The 19,544-nt window shown below is 66.6% G+C and carries 14 protein-coding genes; 9 read left to right on the forward strand and 5 right to left on the reverse strand.

Annotated elements, in window-relative coordinates; genetic code table 11:
- The first annotated feature begins 76 nt into the window (after window positions 1-76).
- The 4 genes from NCR35_RS09355 (at window position 77) to NCR35_RS09370 (ending at window position 9,656) form a co-directional block, all read left to right on the forward strand.
- The gene (locus tag NCR35_RS09355; protein ID WP_250534154.1) at window positions 77-6,067 is read left to right on the forward strand and encodes an Ig-like domain-containing alpha-2-macroglobulin family protein; all 5,991 of its coding nucleotides are present in this window, start codon (window positions 77-79) and stop codon (window positions 6,065-6,067) included.
- Window positions 6,068-6,071: 4 nt separating this feature from the next.
- Window positions 6,072-8,336 (forward strand): penicillin-binding protein 1C, encoded by a 2,265-nt coding sequence (gene pbpC, locus NCR35_RS09360; RefSeq protein WP_250534155.1) that lies wholly within the window; start codon window positions 6,072-6,074, stop codon window positions 8,334-8,336.
- Between the two features lie 257 nt (window positions 8,337-8,593).
- Complete coding sequence (locus NCR35_RS09365) at window positions 8,594-9,157, forward strand: ComEA family DNA-binding protein (protein ID WP_250534156.1); 564 nt, start codon at window positions 8,594-8,596, stop codon at window positions 9,155-9,157.
- A 31-nt stretch (window positions 9,158-9,188) separates the two neighbouring features.
- Window positions 9,189-9,656: a YidB family protein gene (locus NCR35_RS09370; protein ID WP_250534157.1), complete on the forward strand. Its 468-nt coding sequence runs from the start codon at window positions 9,189-9,191 to the stop codon at window positions 9,654-9,656.
- A 150-nt stretch (window positions 9,657-9,806) separates the two neighbouring features.
- Here NCR35_RS09370 and clpB read toward each other — a convergent pair whose 3' ends face one another.
- Both clpB and NCR35_RS09380 read right to left on the reverse strand, forming a co-directional pair.
- The gene (clpB, locus tag NCR35_RS09375) at window positions 9,807-12,404 is read right to left on the reverse strand and encodes an ATP-dependent chaperone ClpB (RefSeq protein WP_248319962.1); all 2,598 of its coding nucleotides are present in this window, start codon (window positions 12,402-12,404) and stop codon (window positions 9,807-9,809) included.
- A gap of 181 nt (window positions 12,405-12,585) precedes the next feature.
- Window positions 12,586-13,074: an Rrf2 family transcriptional regulator gene (locus tag NCR35_RS09380; protein WP_250534158.1), complete on the reverse strand. Its 489-nt coding sequence runs from the start codon at window positions 13,072-13,074 to the stop codon at window positions 12,586-12,588.
- 276 nt (window positions 13,075-13,350) lie between these two features.
- On the opposite strand from NCR35_RS09380, the gene NCR35_RS09385 reads away from it, so the two are divergent.
- Window positions 13,351-13,893, forward strand: a complete 543-nt coding sequence (locus tag NCR35_RS09385; protein ID WP_250534159.1) for a group III truncated hemoglobin — start codon at window positions 13,351-13,353, stop codon at window positions 13,891-13,893.
- 85 nt (window positions 13,894-13,978) lie between these two features.
- On the opposite strand, the gene moaE is transcribed toward NCR35_RS09385, so the two are convergent.
- From moaE to NCR35_RS09400, 3 genes are read right to left on the reverse strand one after another with little or no spacing between them, the layout of a single operon-like run.
- On the reverse strand, window positions 13,979-14,452 hold the full coding sequence (moaE, locus tag NCR35_RS09390; RefSeq protein ID WP_250534160.1) for a molybdopterin synthase catalytic subunit MoaE: 474 nt from the start codon (window positions 14,450-14,452) through the stop codon (window positions 13,979-13,981).
- 1 nt (window position 14,453) lies between these two features.
- Window positions 14,454-14,711, reverse strand: a complete 258-nt coding sequence (gene moaD, locus NCR35_RS09395; protein ID WP_035970519.1) for a molybdopterin converting factor subunit 1 — start codon at window positions 14,709-14,711, stop codon at window positions 14,454-14,456.
- A 13-nt stretch (window positions 14,712-14,724) separates the two neighbouring features.
- Complete coding sequence (locus tag NCR35_RS09400) at window positions 14,725-15,951, reverse strand: molybdopterin molybdotransferase MoeA (RefSeq protein WP_350029194.1); 1,227 nt, start codon at window positions 15,949-15,951, stop codon at window positions 14,725-14,727.
- Between the two features lie 194 nt (window positions 15,952-16,145).
- On the opposite strand from NCR35_RS09400, the gene NCR35_RS09405 reads away from it, so the two are divergent.
- The 4 genes from NCR35_RS09405 to NCR35_RS09420 all read left to right on the forward strand — a co-directional run bounded on the left by NCR35_RS09405 (window position 16,146) and on the right by NCR35_RS09420 (window position 19,536).
- On the forward strand, window positions 16,146-16,691 hold the full coding sequence (locus NCR35_RS09405) for an NUDIX hydrolase (protein ID WP_175940470.1): 546 nt from the start codon (window positions 16,146-16,148) through the stop codon (window positions 16,689-16,691).
- A gap of 16 nt (window positions 16,692-16,707) precedes the next feature.
- A complete protein-coding gene (gene aat / locus NCR35_RS09410) occupies window positions 16,708-17,448 on the forward strand; it encodes a leucyl/phenylalanyl-tRNA--protein transferase (protein WP_250534162.1) in 741 nt (246 codons plus the stop codon).
- A 132-nt stretch (window positions 17,449-17,580) separates the two neighbouring features.
- Entirely contained in the window at window positions 17,581-18,408 is an 828-nt protein-coding gene (locus NCR35_RS09415) for an arginyltransferase (protein WP_250534163.1), read from the forward strand.
- Window positions 18,409-18,504: 96 nt separating this feature from the next.
- Window positions 18,505-19,536, forward strand: a complete 1,032-nt coding sequence (locus NCR35_RS09420) for a quinone-dependent dihydroorotate dehydrogenase (RefSeq protein WP_250534164.1) — start codon at window positions 18,505-18,507, stop codon at window positions 19,534-19,536.
- Window positions 19,537-19,544 lie beyond the last annotated feature (8 nt).

Consider the following 19,544-nt stretch of genomic DNA (forward strand, 5'->3'; position numbering starts at 1 on the left):
TCGATGGCCGTGCCGCGTAGAAAGATTTCGGTAGGAGTCCCGTAAAATCTCGCCCGAGGAATCTCGGAGCGAGTGGATGAGCCGCGTTACGAACACACAAAAATGGATCCTGGCCGCAACCACCGTGCTGGCAGCGCTTGGCCTGAGCGCCGCCGTGCATCGTGCCGATGCCGCGCGCGCCGCCAGCGTCTCGCCGCAAGGCAAGGTCACGCAGGCAAGACAAGTCGTCGTCAAGTTCGACGAGCCGATGACCGCGTTCGGCAATCCCGCCGCGGCCGCGCCCGGCAAGATCGCGTGTAGCGGCGCGCCGGCAGCGGCCACCGCTGGCAGCGCCCGCTGGATCGACCAGAAAACGTGGGCCTTCGACTTCGCCGCCGATCTGCCGCCCGGCGTGCGCTGCGCGCTCGACCTCGACGCCGGCCTCAAGTCCACCGCAGGCAATGCGCTCGCGGGCCCGAGCCACTTCACGTTCGAGACCGGCGGGCCGTTCGTGACGGCCATTCAACCGGACTACGGCGACATCGAGGAAGACCAGGCGTTCGTGTTGCGCCTGAACGGGCCGGCGACGCAGGCTTCCGTGCTCGATCATGTGTGGTGCGAATCGAACGCGATCGGCAATCGCATCCCGGTGCGCATGCTCGACTCCGCCACGCGCGGCGCGATCCTCAAGCAATTCCACTACGAGAAAGAAAGCGACCGCGTACTGACGCTGGCGTGCCAGCAGACGCTGCCCTCCGCGACCAAGATGCAGCTCGTCTACGGCGTCGGTGTGACGGGACCGAGCGGCATTCCGAACGATGTCGAGCGGCGCTTCGATTTCAAGGTGCGCGAGCCGTTCAAGGCAGGCTTCACGTGCGAGCGCGAGAACGCGCAGGCGCCGTGCACGCCGCTGCGGCCGCTGCGCGTCACCTTCACCGCGCCGATCAGCCGCGCCGACGCGCAGAAGTTCGTCCTGCGCGGACCGAAAGGCACCGCCGCTCCGCACTTCGATCCCGGCAACAAGGACGACGAGGTGAGCGGCGTCGAATTTAGCGCGCCGCTGCCCGAGCGCGCGAGCCTCACGATCGAAGCGCCCGCCGATCTGAAAGACGTGAGCGGCCGCAAGCTTGCCAACGCCGACTTCTTCCCGCTCAGAACGCAGACCGCGCCGATGCCGCCGCTTGCGAAGTTCTCGTCGGGCGACTTCGGCATCATCGAACGCTTCGCGGAACCGAACATGCCCGCGATGCTGCCCGTCACGCTGCGTCATGTCGAAGCGGATCTGCATGTGCAAGGGCTCAATTCCGGCACGTCGAAAGTCACGAGCCTCAGGGTCGATGCGGACACGGACATCCGCCAATGGATGAAGACCGTCGACGCATTCAGCGGCATGTCGATCGATCAAAGAACCGTGGAATCGCGCGCGCCGCATGCGTTGAGCAACGGCATCGCGCCGATCGTCACGAACACGACGAACGGTGTGTACTTCGACGCGCGCTCGCTCTCGCTTCTGAGCAAGCACGCGGGCGTCGAGACGCTGACGCTGCCGGCGGCCGATCCGAAGGCGCTGCGGCCGTTCGAAGTCGTCGGCATTCCGCTTGGCAAACCCGGCTTCTATGTCGTCGAACTGGCGTCGCCCGCGCTCGGCGCGTCGCTGATGGCGAAGCATCAGGCGATGTATGTGCGCACCTCCGTGCTCGTCACGAACCTCGGCGTGCATCTGAAGCAGGGACGCGAGAACAGCCTCGTGTGGGTCACGACGCTCGACAAGGGCAAGCCCGTGCCCAACGCGCAAGTGCGCGTGACCGACTGCAACGGCGAACAGGTGGCCACCGGCATCACCGACGCAGAAGGCATCGCGAGAATCGGCAAGCCGCTCGCGCCGCTGCACGAGTGCAACGAAAACAGTCTCGCCTACGGCGGCTTTTTCGTGTCGGCGCGCGTCAGCGATCCCGCGACCGGTCCGGACATGGCTTTCGTGATGTCGGACTGGAATCGCGGCATCGAATCGTGGCGCTTCAACGTTCCGACCGACATGAGCAGCACGCGCACCACCCGCGCGCACACGGTGTTCGACCGCACGCTGCTGCGCGCAGGCGAAACCGTGTCGATGAAGCATCTGATGCGCGTCGAGACGCTCGGCGGCCTCGCTTTTCCGAAGCGTTATCCGACGCGCGTGACCATCCGCCATGTCGGCAGCGGGCAGACGTGGCATCTGCCGCTGACGTGGGCCGCCGATCACAGCGCCGACTCGAGCTTTACCGTGCCGACGGCGGCGAAGCTCGGCGAGTACAGCGTCTCGCTCGACGACGGCGCCGCCCAAGGCGCGAGCGATGACGACGACGCCTGCGTCACGGAGTCGTATGAAACCGGGAGCTTTCGCGTCGAGGAGTTCCGGCTGCCGGTGTTCAAAGGCTCGATTTCTGCCGGCGACAGCAAGTCGGCCGGACTGATCGCGGCGCGCGAGGCGCCCGTCTCCGTGCGGCTCGAATACGTGCAGGGCGGCGCGGCGTCGAAGGTGCCGGTCGCGGTGTCGGCGCTCGTCAAGGACATCGCGCCGCCCTTCGCTTCGCAATACGACGCCTTCAGCTTCGCGCCGTATCGCAAGCCGGCTAACGACGGCGCGAGCGCGCCCGCCGAGGACCAGAACGACGACGACGAAGCGCAGCAGCAACAAAGCGACGCCTCGACGAAGCTCGTCGCCGACAAGGAGCGCATCACGCTCGACCGTGACGGCGTCGGCAAGCTGACGGTCTCCCCGCTGCCCGCCGTCGATGCGCCGAAGCGCCTTGCGCTCGAAGCCACCTTCGCCGATCCGAACGGCGAAGTGCAGACCATCAGCGGCAACACGATGCTCTGGCCCGCCGCCGTGGCGGTCGGCGTGAAGTCGGGCTCGTGGGTGTCGGTCGGCAGCACGGTGCCGGTGCAGGCCATCGCGCTCGATCTGCAAGGCAAGCCGCGCGCCGGCGTGCCGATGCAGATCAAGGGCGTCGTCCACGCGATGACGAGCTCGCGCAAGCGCATGGTCGGCGGCTTCTACGCCTACGACAACCACACCGAGACCAACGATCTCGGCACGCTGTGCAGCGGCAAGAGCGACGACCACGGCCTGCTGTCGTGCGAAGCGAAGCTCAAGCAGCCGGGCAATATCGATCTGATCGCGGTCGCGAAAGACGGCGACGGCCGCGAAGCCAACGCGACGACGTCCGTGTGGGTCACGCGCGAAGACGAACTGTGGTTCGGCGGCGAGAACACCGACCGCATCGACGTGTTGCCGGAGAAGACCAGCTACGAGCCGGGCGAGACCGCGCGGTTCCAGGTGCGCATGCCGTTCCGCTCGGCGACGGCGCTCGTCGCAGTCGAACGCGAAGGCATCGTGGAAACGCATGTGGTCGAGCTGAACGGCAAGGACCCGACCATCGACCTGAAGGTGCAGGATGCATGGGGGCCGAACGTGTACGTGTCGGTGCTCGCGCTGCGCGGCCGCTTGCGCGAGGTGCCGTGGTACTCGTTCTTCACGTGGGGCTGGAAGGCGCCGGTCGAATGGGCGCGCGCGTTCTGGTACGAAGGCCGTCAGTATCAGGCGCCGACTCCGCTCGTCGATCTGTCGAAGCCCGCGTTCCGCTATGGACTGGCGTCGATCAAGGTCGGCATCGCGTCGCACAGGCTCGCGGTCAGCGTGAGCCCGGACGCGAAGTCGTATGCGGTGCGCGGCAAGGCGCGCGTGAAGGTGAGAGTCGCCCTGCCCGACGGCAAGGCCGCGCCCGCCGGCACGCAGATCGCCGTCGCGGCGGTCGACGAAGCGTTGCTCGAACTCATGCCCAATCAAAGCTGGGACGTGCTCGATGCGATGCTGCAGCAGCGCGCGTATGGCGTCGAGACATCGACGGCGCAGATGGAGATCATCGGGCGGCGGCACTTCGGGCGCAAGGCGGTGCCCGCGGGCGGCGGCGGCGGCCATAGCCCGACGCGCGAGCTTTTCGACACGCTGCTGCTCTGGAATCCGCGCGTGACGCTCGATGCGAACGGCGAGGCAACGCTCGACGTGCCGCTCAACGATTCCCTCACGCGCTTTCGGATCGTCGCGATCGCGGCGGTCGGCGCGGGCCGCTTCGGCACGGGCAGCGCAACCATCCAGACCAGTCAGGACCTGCAACTGGTCTCGGGCTTGCCGCCGCTCGTGCGCGTCGGCGATACGTTCCGCGCTCAGTTCACGCTGCGCAATACCACGCCCCGCGCGATGCGCGTGCTCGTGACGCCGCGCGCCGGATCGCTCGCGCTCGATGCGCGCACAGTTTCCCTCGCGGCGGAGTCGTCGCAGGAAGTCGCATGGGATGTGACGCCGCCGGATATGCCGAGCGGCGAATCGTCGGCAAGCCTCGCGTGGAACGTGAGCGCCGTCGAACAAGGCACCGGCAAGGCCAGCGATGCGCTGAAGCTCACGCAGCGCATCGTCGCGGCGATTCCCGTCACGGTGCAGCAGGCGACCATCGCGCAAGTCGACGGCACGCTGAGCGTGCCGGTCGCGCCGCCCGCCGACGCCACGAAGACGGCTGCCGGCGCGGTGCGCGGCGGCATCGCGGTGTCGTTGCAGCCGAAGCTCGCGGACGGCTTGCCGGGCGTGCGCCGCTGGTTCCTCGATTATCCGTACGGTTGTCTGGAGCAGCAGACTTCGCGCGCGCTCGGGCTGATGGACGCGGCGCAATGGCAAGCGGTGCTCGCGCATATGGCGACCTATCTGGATGCCGATGGCCTCGCGAACTACTTCCCGCCGTACGACGACTCGCGTCCGACCGGCAGTCCGACGCTCACGGCCTACTTGCTCGCGGTGACCGACGAAGCGGCCAAGGCAGACCGCCGCTTCGCCCTGCCCGCCGATCTGCGCGAGCGCCTAACAGCGGGGCTAACGAACTTCGTCGACGGCAAGATTCAACGCAATGTCTGGGCGCCGCGCAACGGTTTCGACTTCGAGAAGCTCGCGGCCATCGAAGCCCTGTCGCGCTATGGCCTCGCGCAGCCGCGCATGCTGGATTCGATCACGATCGCGCCGAACCAGTGGCCGACTTCCGCCGTGCTCGATTACTACGCGATCCTCTCGCGCGTCGATGGCATTGCGGACCGCGAAGCGAAGCGCGCGCAGGCCGAGCAGATCATCCGGGCGCGGCTCACGTATCAAGGCACGCGTCTGACGTTCTCGACCGCGCCGGACGACGATCTCTGGTGGCTCATGACCGGCGTCGAGACCAACGCCGCGCGCACCGCGCTCTTGTTCGCCGACGCACCCGGCTGGAAGGACGAGATGCCGCGCCTCGTCGCGGGCCTGCTCGCGTTGCAGACGAACGGCGCATGGTCCACCACGACGGCCAACCTGTGGGGCTCGCTCGCGGTCGCGCGGTTCTCACGCGTGTTCGAAAGCACGCCGGTCACGGGCAGCACGGACATCCGCCTCGGCGCGTCGTCGCAAACGGTGAACTGGGCCGCCGCCGCGCCCGTCGCGATGGCGTCCGCCACGCCGATCACGCGCACCGCAAACACGCGCAGCGCCCTGCTGCCATGGTCGACCGGCTCGCTCGCGCTCACGCAGCAAGGCACCGGCAAGCCGTGGGCGACGATCGAAAGCCTCGCCGCCGTCGCGCTGAAAGCACCGTTTGCGGCCGGCTATCGCATCGCGAAGGTCATCACGCCGGTCGAACCGGCCGTGAAAGGCGTGTTCTCGCGTGGGGATGTCGTGCGCGTGAGCCTCGACATCGACGCGCAAAGCGACATGACATGGGTCGTCGTCAACGATCCGATTCCGGCCGGCGCGACCATTCTCGGTTCCGGGCTCGGCCGCGATTCGGAGTCCGCCACGCAAGGCGAGCGAAGCAGCGAGCAATGGCCGGTGTACGTGGAGCGCGCGTTCGACGGTTATCGCGCGTATTACGACTATCTGCCGAAGGGCAAGCTTCATGTCGAATACACGATGCGACTGAACAACGCCGGCAGCTTCGGCCTGCCGCCGACGCGCGTGGAGGCGCTCTATGCGCCGTCGACCTTCGGCGCGCTGCCCAATGCGCGGATGGTCGTGAAGCCGCTCGCCGCGAGATGACGCAATGACACGCGCCGCCTGTTTCGTCATCGCATGCCTCGTGAGCTCATGCCTCGTGAGCGCGGCGGCGCACGCCGCACCCAGCTTCGACGACGTGCGCGCGAACTGGCGCAGTTCCGACTGGCTGCTGCTCGACCGCAACGGCGAAACGCTGCAACGCACGCGCATCGACGCAAGCGCGCGGCGCGGCGACTGGATCGCGCTGGCAGACGTATCGCCGGCATTGCGCGAAGCCATCGTCGTTTCGGAGGACAAACGATTCTACGAGCACGCGGGCGTCGACTGGCGCGGCGCGGCCGCCGCCGCCTGGGCGAATCTGTGGAATACGCGCACGCGCGGCGCATCGACCGTCACCATGCAGTTGACCGGGCTGATCGGCGATGAAGGCCGCAAGCCCGCCGGACGGCGCAGTATCGGCGAGAAGGCGCAGCAGACAGTCGGCGCGCTATGGCTCGAACGCACGTGGCGCAAGGATCAGATTCTCGAGGCGTATCTGAACCTCGTGCCGTTCCGGGGCGAGATCGTCGGGCTCTCGGCGCTCTCGCAGACGCTTTTCGGCAAGGCGCCCTCCGGCCTCGACGAGCGCGAAGCCGCGCTGGCCGCCGCGCTCGTGCGTGCGCCGAACGCGTCGTACGGGAAGGTCGCCGCGCGCGCGTGCGTGATTCTGCGCGACATGAACGACCCCGACCCGTGCGCCAATCTCGACAGCTACGCGCAACTGACGCTTACGCGCAGCGCCGCCGCGCCGGCGCTCGCTTCCGGCGACGAGGCGCTCGCCCCGCACCTCGCACGGCGCATCGCCGGCGAAGCGCATCCGGCGGCGGGCGAGCGCGTGCGCTCGACGCTCGACGCGCGCCTGCAACGCTTCACGCGCGATACGCTCTCGCGCACGCTCGCCGAGCTCAACGCGCGCGCGCATCCGCGCAACGTGCACGACGCGGCGGCGATCGTCATCGACAACGCATCGGGCGACGTGCTGGCGTGGGTCGGATCGGCGGGCGGTTTGTCGAATGCGCCGGAAGTCGATGCCGTGCTCGCCGCGCGTCAGGCCGGCTCGACGCTCAAGCCTTTTCTCTATGCGCAAGCCATCGACGAAAAGCGGCTGACCGCCGCGACCTTGCTCGATGATGCGCCGCTCGATCTCGCCACGGGCGGCGGCCTCTATATCCCGCAGAACTACGATCACGACTTCAAAGGCTGGGTCAGCGTGAGAACGGCGCTCGGCTCGTCGCTGAACGTGCCGGCCGTGCGCGCGCTCGTGCTCGTCACGCCGCATCGGTTCGCGCGCACGCTCGTCGCGCTCGGCCTGCCGCTCACGCGCACCGGCGACTACTACGGCTTTAGCCTCGCGCTCGGCAGCGCCGACGTGACATTGGCTTCGCTGACCAACGCGTATCGGGCGCTCGCAAACGGCGGCATCGCGCGGCCGTTTTTCGATCTCGCGGGCCACGCTTCTGCGCCTGCGGGCCAGCGCGTGTTCAGTCCGCAGGCGAGCTTCATCGTCACCGACATCCTCTCGGACAACAACGCCCGCACGCGCACGTTCGGCTTCGACAGCTTGCTCGCGACGCGCACGTTCAGCGCGGTAAAGACCGGCACGAGCAAGGACATGCGCGACAACTGGGCGGTGGGCTTCACGTCGCGCTATACGGTGGGCGTGTGGGTCGGCAATGCGGACGGCGCGCCGATGTGGGACGTCTCCGGCGTCACCGGCGCGGCCCCGGCGTGGAATGCGATCGTCAATTATCTGCACCGCCGCGCGATGAGCCACGCGGACAGCCGCGCGCCGGATGCGCCGCCGGGCGTCGTGAAGGTGCGCGTCGCGTATCAGAACGACGTCGAGCCGGCGCGCGACGAATGGTTTCTGCGCGGCACCGAGATGAACAAGATCGGTCTCACGGCGAATGCAGCGGCAGGAACGGAAGCCGATGATGCGCACGCTCGCCGCCGCGAACGCTTGCCGAGCGCGGCAAGCCCCGCCGCGAGCCCGGCCAGGATCGGCGCGCCGACCGACGGCACGATCTTCGCACTCGATCCCGACATTCCGCCCGCGCGCCAGCGCGTGTGGTTCGAACGCTCGGGCGGCAGCGGCCAGCTCGGCTGGCGGCTCGACGGCAAGCCGTTCAGCCGCGACGCCCGCGCCGCATGGCTGCCGTGGCCGGGCCGTCATCGGCTGGAACTCGTCGATGCGCGCGGCGAGGTGATCGATTCGGTCGGCTTCGAAGTGCGCGGCGCCTTCGCGAAAACTGCCACGCCTGCCGTGAAATAGCTGCCGGCGCTGGCATACCGTTGGCACGACGAAGCGTTTCAACGACTCATTTGCTCGCGGACACAATCCGGCCGTTCGTCGCACGCCCTGCAACGTTAAAGATTGTGCGCCGACGGAGCGCATTCCCCGGCCTCATGCACAATGCAGACAGCCCGCGTTCGAAAGACGGATTTGTCCTATCCTTAACGGCATCGTCCGTTTGGCGGACCGTGCGGCCTTCGTACCTTTCGTTCCGTTAATCTGCCTGGAGTGTCGTCATGCTGAGAAAGCTGTTGATGCTGTGCCTCGCGTTCATGCTGTCCATCGGCGCGGCGTTCGCCGCCGTCGATGTCAATACCGCCGATCAGGCCGCGCTCGATTCGGTCAAGGGCCTCGGGCCCGTCAAATCGAAGGCGATCGTCGACGAACGCACGAAGAACGGCCCGTTCAAGGACGCCGACGATCTTGCGAATCGCGTGAAGGGACTCGGCGCCAAGTCGGTCGCCAAGCTGGAAGAAAACGGCCTGACCATCGGCGGGTCTTCGCTGCCGCCGACCGGCAAAACATCGAAGCCCGCCGCCACGGCTTCTCACGGCGCGGCCGCGCCGAACTCGACCATCAAGTCATCGGCGGCGGCGACCGCTGCAACATCGCCCGCAGCCACGGCCGCGCAGACGCCGGCCGTCGCCCCGGCATCGGGCCCGGCGGGTGCTTCAGCTTCCACCACTGCTTCGGCCAAGAAGTCGAGCGCCACGGCTGCGGCGGCAACGAGCGACGCGAAGCCCTCGAAATCGAAGCGCAAGAAAGACAAGGCGGCGAGCGCGTCGGCTGCCAGCCTGTAATCCATCTGCAACCTTTAGTACTGAGACTGCCATGAGCCTACTCGATATCCTCGCCTCCTCCCTCGGCAATTCGTCGCAACAAGGCGGCCAATCCGGTCAAGCCGGCCAATCCGGCCAGGCCGCGCTGATCGCGGCGGCGCTCGAATTCGTGAACAGCCAGCCCGGCGGCATCATGGGGCTGATTCAGCGTTTCCATCAGAACGGCGCGGGCGATATCGTCTCGTCGTGGATCGGCAATGGCGAAAACAAGCCGATCAGCCCGGGCCTCCTGACCAACGTGCTCGGCGCGGACAACGTCGGCGCGCTCGCGCAGAAGGCGGGCGTGTCGGGCGATCAGCTCTCCGGCATGCTTGCGGCGGTGCTGCCGCATATCGTCGATCGCGCGACGCCCAACGGCGAAGTCCCGCCCGAAGGCAAGCTCGACCTGACGGGCGTGCTCGGCTCGCTCGGCGGTCTCGCGGGCCTCTTTGGCAAGAGCGAGGAGCCGAAGCAAGGATAAGCGCGTTTTTCGTGTCGCTTTAGGCCCCGCGCCCGGCTTACGCCGGCGCGGGGCTTTTGCTTTACAAGGGCTACCGTTCAAAGATCGCGGGCAATAAAAAAGGCAACGAATCGCTTCGTTGCCTTGGAAAGAAGTGCGCCTTACTGGACCTTAGTGCACCACGCGATCGAACACGAACTCGCCGTCCCGGACATCGACCGGAATGACGTCCTTCGGTCCGAAGCGCCCGGCGAGAATCAGCTTGGCGACCGGGTTCTCGATCTCCTGCTGAATCGCGCGCTTCAACGGCCGCGCGCCGAACACCGGGTCGTAGCCCACCTTGCCCACCTGCTCGAGAGCGGCATCGGAGACGTCCAGCTGCATGTCGAGCTTCGCCAGCCGGTCGTGCAGACGCTGCAACTGAATCTTCGCGATCGACTCGATATTCGCGCGATCCAGCGAGTGGAACACGACGACATCGTCGATACGGTTCAGGAACTCGGGCCGGAAATGCAGCTTCACTTCTTCCCAGACCGCGTCCTTCACGGCTTCCTGCGGCTCGCCGACCATGCCCTGAATCACCTGCGAACCGAGATTCGAGGTCATCACGATCACGGTGTTCTTGAAGTCCACGGTGCGACCCTGGCCATCCGTCATGCGGCCGTCGTCGAGCACTTGCAGCAGCACGTTGAACACGTCCGGATGCGCCTTCTCGATCTCATCGAGCAGAATGACGCTGTACGGCTTGCGGCGCACGGCTTCGGTCAGATAACCGCCTTCCTCGTAGCCGACGTAGCCCGGCGGCGCGCCGATCAGCCGCGCGACGCTGTGCTTCTCCATGAACTCGCTCATGTCGATGCGGATCAAATGATCCTCCGAGTCGAACAGGAACGCCGCCAGCGCCTTGCACAGCTCGGTCTTGCCGACGCCCGTCGGCCCGAGGAACAGGAACGATCCATACGGACGGTTCGGGTCCGACAAACCGGCGCGCGAACGGCGAATCGCATCCGCGACCGCACCGATCGCCTCGTCCTGGCCGACGACGCGCTCGTGCAGCTTGCTTTCGATCTGCAAGAGCTTCTCGCGCTCGCCCTGCATCATGCGCGACACGGGAATGCCGGTGGAACGCGACACCACTTCCGCGATTTCCTCCGCGCCGACCTGCGTGCGCAGAAGACGCGGACGCGTCGGATTGTTCTGCTCCTCCGATTCCGCCTGCGTGACCTGCTTGAGGCGCGCTTCCAGTTCGGGCAGCTTGCCGTACTGCAACTCGGCAACCTTTTCGAGCTTGCCCTCGCGCTGCAAACGCGCGATGTCGGCTCGCACCTTCTCGATCTCTTCCTTCAGTTGCGCGCTGCCCTGCACCGCCGCCTTTTCAGCGGTCCAGATTTCTTCGAGGTCCGAATATTCGCGATTCAGCCGGTCGATTTCCTCTTCGATCAGTTGCAGGCGCTTCTGCGATGCTTCGTCCTTCTCCTTCTTCACGGCCTCGCGCTCGATCTTCAGCTGGATCAGACGACGGTCGAGCTTGTCCATCTCTTCGGGCTTCGAATCGATTTCCATCTTGATGCGCGACGCGGCTTCGTCGATCAGGTCAATGGCCTTGTCCGGCAAGAAGCGGTCCGTGATATAGCGATGCGACAGTTCCGCCGCCGCGACGATAGCCGGGTCCGTGATCTCGACGCCGTGGTGCAGCTCGTACTTCTCCTGCAAGCCGCGCAGGATCGCGATGGTCGCTTCCACCGACGGTTCATCGACCAGCACTTTCTGGAAGCGCCGCTCCAGCGCCGCGTCCTTCTCGATGTACTTGCGGTATTCATCCAGCGTGGTCGCGCCTATGCAGTGCAACTCGCCGCGCGAGAGCGCCGGCTTCAGCATGTTGCCCGCGTCCATCGCGCCTTCGGCCTTGCCTGCGCCGACCATCGTGTGAATCTCGTCGATGAAGACGATGGTCTGCCCTTCGTCCTTCGCGATGTCGTTCAGCACGGCCTTGAGCCGCTCCTCGAACTCGCCGCGATACTTCGCGCCCGCGAGCAGCGCCGCCATGTCGAGCGACAGCACGCGCTTGCCCTTGAGCGTTTCCGGCACTTCGCCGTTGACGATGCGCTGCGCGAGGCCCTCGACGATGGCCGTCTTGCCCACGCCCGGCTCGCCGATCAGCACCGGATTGTTCTTCGTGCGGCGCTGGAGGATCTGAATCGAGCGGCGGATTTCGTCGTCGCGGCCGATCACCGGGTCGAGCTTGCCGGCGCGGGCGCGCTCGGTCAGATCGACGGTGTATTTCTTCAGCGCCTCGCGCTGGCTCTCGGCGTCCTGGCTGTTCACCTGCGCGCCGCCGCGCACGGCGTTGATGGCCGCCTCCAACGCGCGCCGCGTGAGCCCGTGCTGCTTCGCGATGCGCCCGGCTTCGCCCTTGTCGTCCGCCACGGCGAGCAGGAACATCTCGCTCGCAATGTAGGTGTCGTTGAGCTTCTGCGCTTCCTTGTCGGCGTTGTTCAATAGACCCGCGAGGTCGCGGCTCACTTGAACGTTTCCGTCCGTGCCCTGAACTTGCGGCAGGCGGCTGATCGCCTCGTTGAGCGCGGCCTGCAGCGCCTGAACCTGCACGCCGGCATGCGAAAGCAGCGAGCGCGCGGAGCCGTCGCGTTGCGCGATCAACGCGGAAAGCAGATGCACGGGCTCGATGTACTGATTGTCGTTGCCGACAGCCAGGCTTTGCGCGTCCGAGAGTGCTTCCTGGAATTTGGTAGTGAGTTTGTCGATTCTCATTTTTGGTGAGCTCCAATTCGAATACGACCAAAATGAGGCGCTTTCGGGCGGTTTCAAGCGCGCAAACCGCTCATTCCGGGGGTTTTTTGCGAGTTTGACCGCGTCCGTCAGCGCGGCGGCGCTTTCGAAAGACCGCGCTGTGCAGGTTTCGTTCAGTGCCGCGATCGCGCCGAAGCGTCGGTCAGGACGGTGCGCCCGGAACGAGCGCAGCCGAATACACAGCATCGACGGGCGCGATGCCCAGCAGCCGCGCGAGATCGCTCGCCGGCTCGGACAGTTCGCCGACCGTGTGCTTGTCGAGTTCGGCGAGGAAGGCATCGCGCGCCGCCGCGAGCACGCCGCGCAGGCGGCAAGCGGGCTGGATCGCGCAATAGCGGCCGTCCGTTCGCTCGCCGAAGCAGCCGACGATCGCGAAGTCGCCCTCGGTTTTCCGGACGATATCGCCGATGGTCAGCCCGCGCGAGCGCGCCGCGAGCCGCAGGCCGCCGTGACGTCCGCGCACGGTTTCCACCCAGCCGAGATTGCCGAGTTGCTGGACGATCTTCATCAGGTGATTCTTGGAGATGCCGTAGGCGTCGGAGATCTCCCGAATCGTCGAGAGGCGCGCGGGCCGCACGGACAGATACAGCAGCACACGCAGCGCATAATCGGTGTAGTCGGTCAGTTGCATGGCTTTGGCGCGTCGGACGGCGGGTGGAAAAAAGCCGAGGTTGCGTGAATCGACTGACGGGCGAACGAGGCCGGGACAAATCCGCGCGGCGGCCGGGGCCATCGCCCGCGCGAGCGTCACAGGGTCTAATATCCGCTCGCGGCAGCCGCGACAGATCCGTCACGCGCCAGAGCACTGTTCACATTCTGCGCCACTTGGGTGCCTGCGTCAGCCAGATTAACGATGATTCGGCCTCCGACGCCAGCCTTACTGTTTGCAGCCATGAAGTCTTCAGCCATGAACCGAGACGAAACGAGCCACGCCATCACCCGCGAGCGCGAGCCCACGGAAACGAACATCCGCGCGCTCGTCGAGGCGTTCTATCGCCGCGTGGACGACGATCCGCTGCTCGGCCCGATCTTCGCGCGGCAACTCGAGGGCCGTTGGGACGAGCATCTCGCGAAGATGACGACGTTCTGGTCGAGCCTCGTGCTCGGCTCGAAGCAGTATCGGGGGAACGTGCAGGAGGCGCATCGGCCGCTCGCGGGCATCGAGCCGCAGCACTTCGCGCGCTGGCTGTCGCTGTTTCTGAACACCGTCGAAGCGCGCTACGAGCCCGCCGCGGCGGTCCAGTTCATGGAGCCGGCGCTGCGCATCGCGCAAAGTTTGCAACTGAGCAAGTTCGGCTGGGACTACCGGATTCCCGAGGAGCAGGAAGCCCTGCTCGCGGCGCTCAAGCGCCAGCGCACCGGCGGCCGCGATGAGCCGCGTTTCCCCGAGCGCCCGGCGGGCGACCCGTTTCCGGCAAAGTTCGTCGGCAAGCCCGCCGACGAAGACTGACGCGCGTATAAGCGGCGCGGCGGCGTCCGGCTGCCAAAGCAGCGCCGTGAACAAGCGCGACGACGACTAGAACCACTGCCGCTGGTCAGCCTTGCGGCGGCGTCCAGCGCGCGAGGGCCGCGTCGTCGGATTCGCGGGCGTCCACCCAACGTTCGCCCTGCTCCGTCTTTTCCTTCTTCCAGAACGGCGCCTGCGTCTTCAGATAATCCATCACGAACGCGCACGTTTCGAACGCTTCCGCGCGATGCATCGCCGTCGTCGCGACGAGCACGATCTGATCGAGCGGCTTGAGCTTGCCCACGCGATGCACGATGAGCACGTCCGAGCCGCGCCACCGTTCGCGCGCCTGATCGGCAATCGCTTCGAGCGACTTCTCGGTCATGCCGGGATAGTGCTCCAGTTCCATTGTCTCGACGGCGCTGCCTTCGTTCAGATCCCGCACCGTGCCGACGAAGCACGCGACCGCGCCGACCTTCGGATTGTCGGCGCGCAGCGCGGCCACTTCGGCGCTGATGTCGAAATCGGCTTCCTGCACGCGGACTTTCGCATGCGTTCCCATGTCAGCCACCCGTGACCGGCGGGAAGAACGCGACTTCGCAGCCATCGGTGATGCGCTGCGATGCGTTCGTCATCACGTGATTGCAGGCCATGCGCAGCGCGCGGCCTTCCGCGAGCGTCTCGGCCCACACGCCGCCGCGCATGCGCAGCCACGCGCGCACGTCGCCGACATTGACGACCGTATCCGGCACGCTCACCGTCTCGTTCGCGACGCCCAGTGCCTCGCGCACGCTCGCAAAAAATCTCAGTTCGACTTTCATGAAACTTCGTTCCTTACCGCATCAACTCTGAAAAGGGAATGAACCGCACCGTCTCGCCCGCGGTGATCGCGTGATTCGGCGGATTGTCAATGAGGCCGTCGCCCCAGACGGTGGACGTCAGCACCGCCGAACTCTGGTTCGGGAAGAGATCGAGGCCGCCGCCGTCGTTCACGCGCGCGCGCAGGAATTCGTTGCGGCGATCGCCCTTCTTTTGCGTGAAGTCGGCGCGCATGGAGTAGACGCGCGGCGCGACATCCTCGACGCCCGCGAGGCGCAGCACGAACGGCCGCACGAACAGCAGGAACGTGCAGAAGCTCGAAACGGGATTGCCCGGCAAGCCGATGAAAAAAGCCTCCTGCCCGCCTTCGCCGCGCCGGACCGCGCCAAACGCAAGCGGCTTGCCCGGCTTCATGGCGATCTGCCACATCGCGATGCGCCCTTCTGCTTCGACCGCCGGCTTCACGTGATCTTCCTCGCCGACGGAAACGCCGCCGCACGTCAGAATCAGATTGTGGTCGAGCGCGGCGCGGCGCAGGGTGTCGCGCGTGGCGTCGAGCGAATCGGCCACGATGCCGAAGTCCGTCACGTCGCAGCCGAGCTTCGCGAGCAGCGCGCGCAGCGTGAAGCGGTTCGAGTTGTAGATGGCGCCGGGCGCGAGCGCCTCGCCGGGCATGCGCAGTTCGTCGCCGGTGAAGAAAATCGCGACGCGCACGCGCCGCGTCACATCGAGCGCCGCGCAGCCGACCGACGCCGCGAGACCGAGCGCCTGCGGCGTGAGCCGCGTGCCCGCGCGCAGAATGACCGAGCCGCGCTCGATGTCCGCGCCCTGCCGCGTGATCCATTCGCCTGCAGCGGGCGGCTGCGTGAAGGCAACCGTGCCATCGTCGGACGCCTGCGCCATTTCCTGCATCACGACGGCATCCGCGCCGGGCGGCACCGTCGCGCCCGTGAAGATGCGCGCCGCCGTGCCTGCCGCGAGCGGCTCGGCCGTGTGCCCGGCCGGGATGCGCTGCGACACGCGCAGCTTGAGCGGCGCGGCGTCGCTGGCGGCGGCCAGATTGGCGGCGCGGACCGCGTAGCCGTCCATCGCGCTGGTGTGCATCGGCGGGACGTCGAGCGGCGAAACCACGTCGGCGGAGAGCACGCGACCGAGCGCGTCGAGCGTGTCGATACGCTCGGTGTCCGCAACCGGACGCGCGGCGTCGAGCAGACGACCGAGGGCATCGGCTGTGGCGAGCATCGGAGGACGAGATGAACCGGCTGACGGAGAGGACATGGCTTCGCTGGGAGCGCGGCGCGCTGAAGGAATGGAAAAGTGAGGCGGTCGGCAACTATTGTAGCGACTCATCGCACGGCACCCGACACCCGCCGCCGCGCGCGAAAGCTGCCCCGCCCCAGTGATACACTCGCAGCACACTTCCAGCGTCCATTTCCATGAAATTCTGTTCCGTCTGCGGCCACGAGGTCGGCCTGAGCATTCCGCCCGGCGACAACCGCGAGCGATTCGTCTGCAACAACTGCGGCACCGTGCACTATCAGAACCCGCGCAACGTCGTGGGCACCGTGCCCGTATGGGACGACAAGGTGCTTCTGTGCCGCCGCGCGATCGAGCCGCGCTACGGCTACTGGACGCTGCCCGCCGGCTTCATGGAAATGGAAGAGACGACGAGCGAAGGCGCCGCCCGCGAAACGCTGGAAGAAGCCGGCGCGCGCGTCGAAATCCAGAGCCTCTTCACGCTCTTGAACGTGCCGCACGTGCATCAGGTGCATCTGTTCTATCTCGCGCGGCTGCTCGATATCGAACTGGACCCCGGCGAGGAAAGTCTGGAAGTGCGGCTCTTTGAGGAGAGCGAAATTCCATGGGACGAAATCGCGTTCCCGACCGTCGGCCAGACGCTGCGCTTTTTCTTCGCCGACCGCGCCGCCGGCAACTTCACGCTGCATACCGGCGACATTTTCCGCACGCTGCGCGAAGGTTGAACGGCGCCGGACGATCATGGTTCCCTGGCTCGCTCACGACGATCCGTTTCCGCCGGTCGAGCGCGCGCTCGGCGCATCGAGCGGCGCGCCGGGCCTGCTCGCCGCGAGCGCCGATCTGCTGCCCTCGCGGCTCGTCGACGCCTACCGGCGCGGCATCTTCCCGTGGTATTCGGACGGACAGCCCGTGCTGTGGTGGAGTCCCGATCCGCGCATGGTGCTCGTGCCCGGCGAGTTCAAGGTGTCGCATTCGCTGCGCAAGACGTTGAAACGCGTTCTTCGCGACGATACGTGGGAAGTGCGCGTCGACCACGACTTTCCCGCCGTGATGCGCGCCTGCGCCGACACCCCGCGCGAAGGCCAGCGCGGCACGTGGATCACGGCGGATATCGTGGAGGCTTATACGTCGCTGCATCGCGCGGGCGAGGCGCACAGCATCGAGACCTGGCGCGACGGCGTGCGCGTGGGCGGGCTGTACGGCGTGTCGTTCGGGCGCATGTTCTTCGGCGAATCCATGTTCGCGCACGAAACGGATGCCTCGAAAATCGCGCTCGCGGCACTTGTCGGACACTTGCGCCGCCACAAAATAGAGATGATAGACTGCCAGCAGAACACGTCGCATCTGGCGTCGCTGGGCGGCCGCGAGATTCCTCGCCGCGCGTTCGTCGCGCATCTGCGCCGCGCGGTCGCCGAAGCGCCGATCCCGTGGCGTTTCGACAAGTCCGTGCTCATCGACCTCATCGGCACGGCCGCGCCCTGATCATCCGAAGCCCGCGCCGGGCGCACCGTTTGCGACGCGAGTACTCAGACAAGCACGATCCGCCGCGCACGCCTTCGCCGACAGCGAAGCGCACGCGGCAACGAAGAGACGACGCCTGCGAGAGCCGCCAAAGTGACACATCCGAACGAGCTGCCACTGTCACCGCTTTCCGCGCTGCAATTCTATGCAACAGCGCCTTACCCTTGCAGTTATCTGGAAGGGCGCGTGGCGCGCTCGCAAGTCGCGACGCCGAGCCACCTGATCAACTCGGACGTCTACACCGAACTCGTCAAGGCGGGCTTCCGGCGCTCGGGCGTCTTCACGTATCGCCCGTACTGCGACGGCTGCCGCGCCTGCGTGCCGGTGCGCGTGCCCGTCGCGCGTTTTGCGCCGAACCGCGCGCAGCGGCGCGTGTGGAAGCAGCACGGCAATCTAATTGCGAGCGTGGCGCCCTTGCATTACGACGAAGAGCACTACGCGCTTTACATGCGCTATCAGTCGGCGCGGCACGCGGGCGGCGGCATGGACCGCGACAGCCGCGATCAGTACGAGCAGTTTCTGCTGCAAAGCCGGATCAACTCGCGGCTCGTCGAGTTCCGCGAACCGGCCTCTGCTGACCAGCCCGATACGCCGGGCGCGCTGCGCATGATCAGCATGATCGACATTCTCGGCGACGGGCTCTCGTCCGTGTACACGTTCTTCGAGCCCGACCTGCCGAAGACGAGCTACGGCACGTTCAACATCCTCTGGCAGATCGAGCAGGCGCGAAGCCTGGACTTGCCGCACGTCTATCTCGGCTACTGGATACGCGAGAGCGAAAAGATGGCGTACAAGGCCAATTTCCGGCCGCTGGAAGGGCTCGTCGATGGCCGCTGGTCCGTGCTCGATCCCGCAACGACGCACTCGGCCGGCGCCCTGCCGATGCCGGGACGCAGCATCGGGCCGGGCCAGCCGAAATAACGGCGTCCACGCGCCATGTCATCCGGCTCCGGGCGCACGTCGCAAAGCCGCTAAAATAGCGGTCTTAAAAAAATTCGCCGTCGCCGGCGCTCATCCGTGTTCAGTTCTCTCTACCCGCTCGCGCGTTCGCGCCTTTTTCGCATGGACGCGGAAGACGCGCATCACCTGACCTTGCGCATGCTCCGCGCGGCCGGCCGCACCGGACTGGCCGGCGCGCTCGGCAAGCGCGGCCCCGATTCGCCGCGCACCGTGATGGGCCTCACGTTCAGAAATCCGGTCGGCCTCGCGGCGGGGCTGGACAAGGACGGCGCGTGCATCGACGGGCTCGCGGCGCTCGGCTTCGGCTTCATCGAAGTGGGCACCGTGACGCCGCGCGCGCAGCCGGGGAACCCGCGCCCGCGCATCTTCCGTCTGCCGGAAGCGGGCGCGCTCATCAACCGGATGGGCTTCAACAACGGCGGCGTCGATCAGTTCGTCGCGAACGTGCAGGCCGCGCGTTATCGCGGCGTGCTCGGGCTCAACATCGGCAAGAACGCGGATACGCCGATGGAGCGCGCCGCCGAAGACTATCTGTACTGTCTCGAACGCGTGTATCCGTTCGCGAGCTACGTGACGATCAATATTTCGTCGCCGAACACGAAAAACCTGCGGCAACTTCAGGGCGCGGGCGAACTCGACGCGCTGCTCGGAGCGCTCAAGGACAAGCAGCAGCGTTTGTCCGACCTGCACGGCAAGCTCGTCCCGCTCGCGCTGAAGATCGCGCCCGATCTCGACGACGAGCAGATCAAGTCGATCGCGGGCACCCTGCTCGCGCATCGCATCGACGGCGTGATCGCTACCAACACGACGCTTTCGCGCACCGCCGTCGCGGGCATGGCGCACGCCGACGAAGCGGGCGGCCTGTCGGGGCGTCCGGTGTTCGATGCATCGAACGAAGTGATCCGCAAATTGCGCGCGGAAGTGGGCACGGAAGTGCCGATCATCGGCGTGGGCGGCATCTTCTCCGGCGCGGATGCGCGCGCGAAGCTCGCGGCGGGCGCATCGCTCGTGCAGATCTACACGGGGCTGATCTATCGCGGGCCGGCGCTCGTCACCGAATGCGTCGAGTCGCTCGCGCAGGGAATATAGACATAAGC

The organism is Caballeronia sp. AZ10_KS36, assembly GCF_023631105.1.
Classification (GTDB): Bacteria; Pseudomonadota; Gammaproteobacteria; order Burkholderiales; family Burkholderiaceae; genus Caballeronia.

Coding starts and splice junctions, on each gene's coding strand:
- aat (WP_250534162.1), top strand. CDS start 16,708: ATGGTTCCCTGGCTCGCTCACGACGATCCGTTTCCGCCGGTCGAGCGC.
- pbpC (WP_250534155.1), top strand. CDS start 6,072: ATGACACGCGCCGCCTGTTTCGTCATCGCATGCCTCGTGAGCTCATGC.
- NCR35_RS09400 (WP_350029194.1), bottom strand. CDS start 15,951: ATGCTCGCCACAGCCGATGCCCTCGGTCGTCTGCTCGACGCCGCGCGT.
- NCR35_RS09385 (WP_250534159.1), top strand. CDS start 13,351: ATGAACCGAGACGAAACGAGCCACGCCATCACCCGCGAGCGCGAGCCC.
- NCR35_RS09355 (WP_250534154.1), top strand. CDS start 77: ATGAGCCGCGTTACGAACACACAAAAATGGATCCTGGCCGCAACCACC.
- moaE (WP_250534160.1), bottom strand. CDS start 14,452: ATGGGAACGCATGCGAAAGTCCGCGTGCAGGAAGCCGATTTCGACATC.
- NCR35_RS09365 (WP_250534156.1), top strand. CDS start 8,594: ATGCTGAGAAAGCTGTTGATGCTGTGCCTCGCGTTCATGCTGTCCATC.
- NCR35_RS09405 (WP_175940470.1), top strand. CDS start 16,146: ATGAAATTCTGTTCCGTCTGCGGCCACGAGGTCGGCCTGAGCATTCCG.
- NCR35_RS09380 (WP_250534158.1), bottom strand. CDS start 13,074: ATGCAACTGACCGACTACACCGATTATGCGCTGCGTGTGCTGCTGTAT.
- moaD (WP_035970519.1), bottom strand. CDS start 14,711: ATGAAAGTCGAACTGAGATTTTTTGCGAGCGTGCGCGAGGCACTGGGC.
- NCR35_RS09370 (WP_250534157.1), top strand. CDS start 9,189: ATGAGCCTACTCGATATCCTCGCCTCCTCCCTCGGCAATTCGTCGCAA.
- clpB (WP_248319962.1), bottom strand. CDS start 12,404: ATGAGAATCGACAAACTCACTACCAAATTCCAGGAAGCACTCTCGGAC.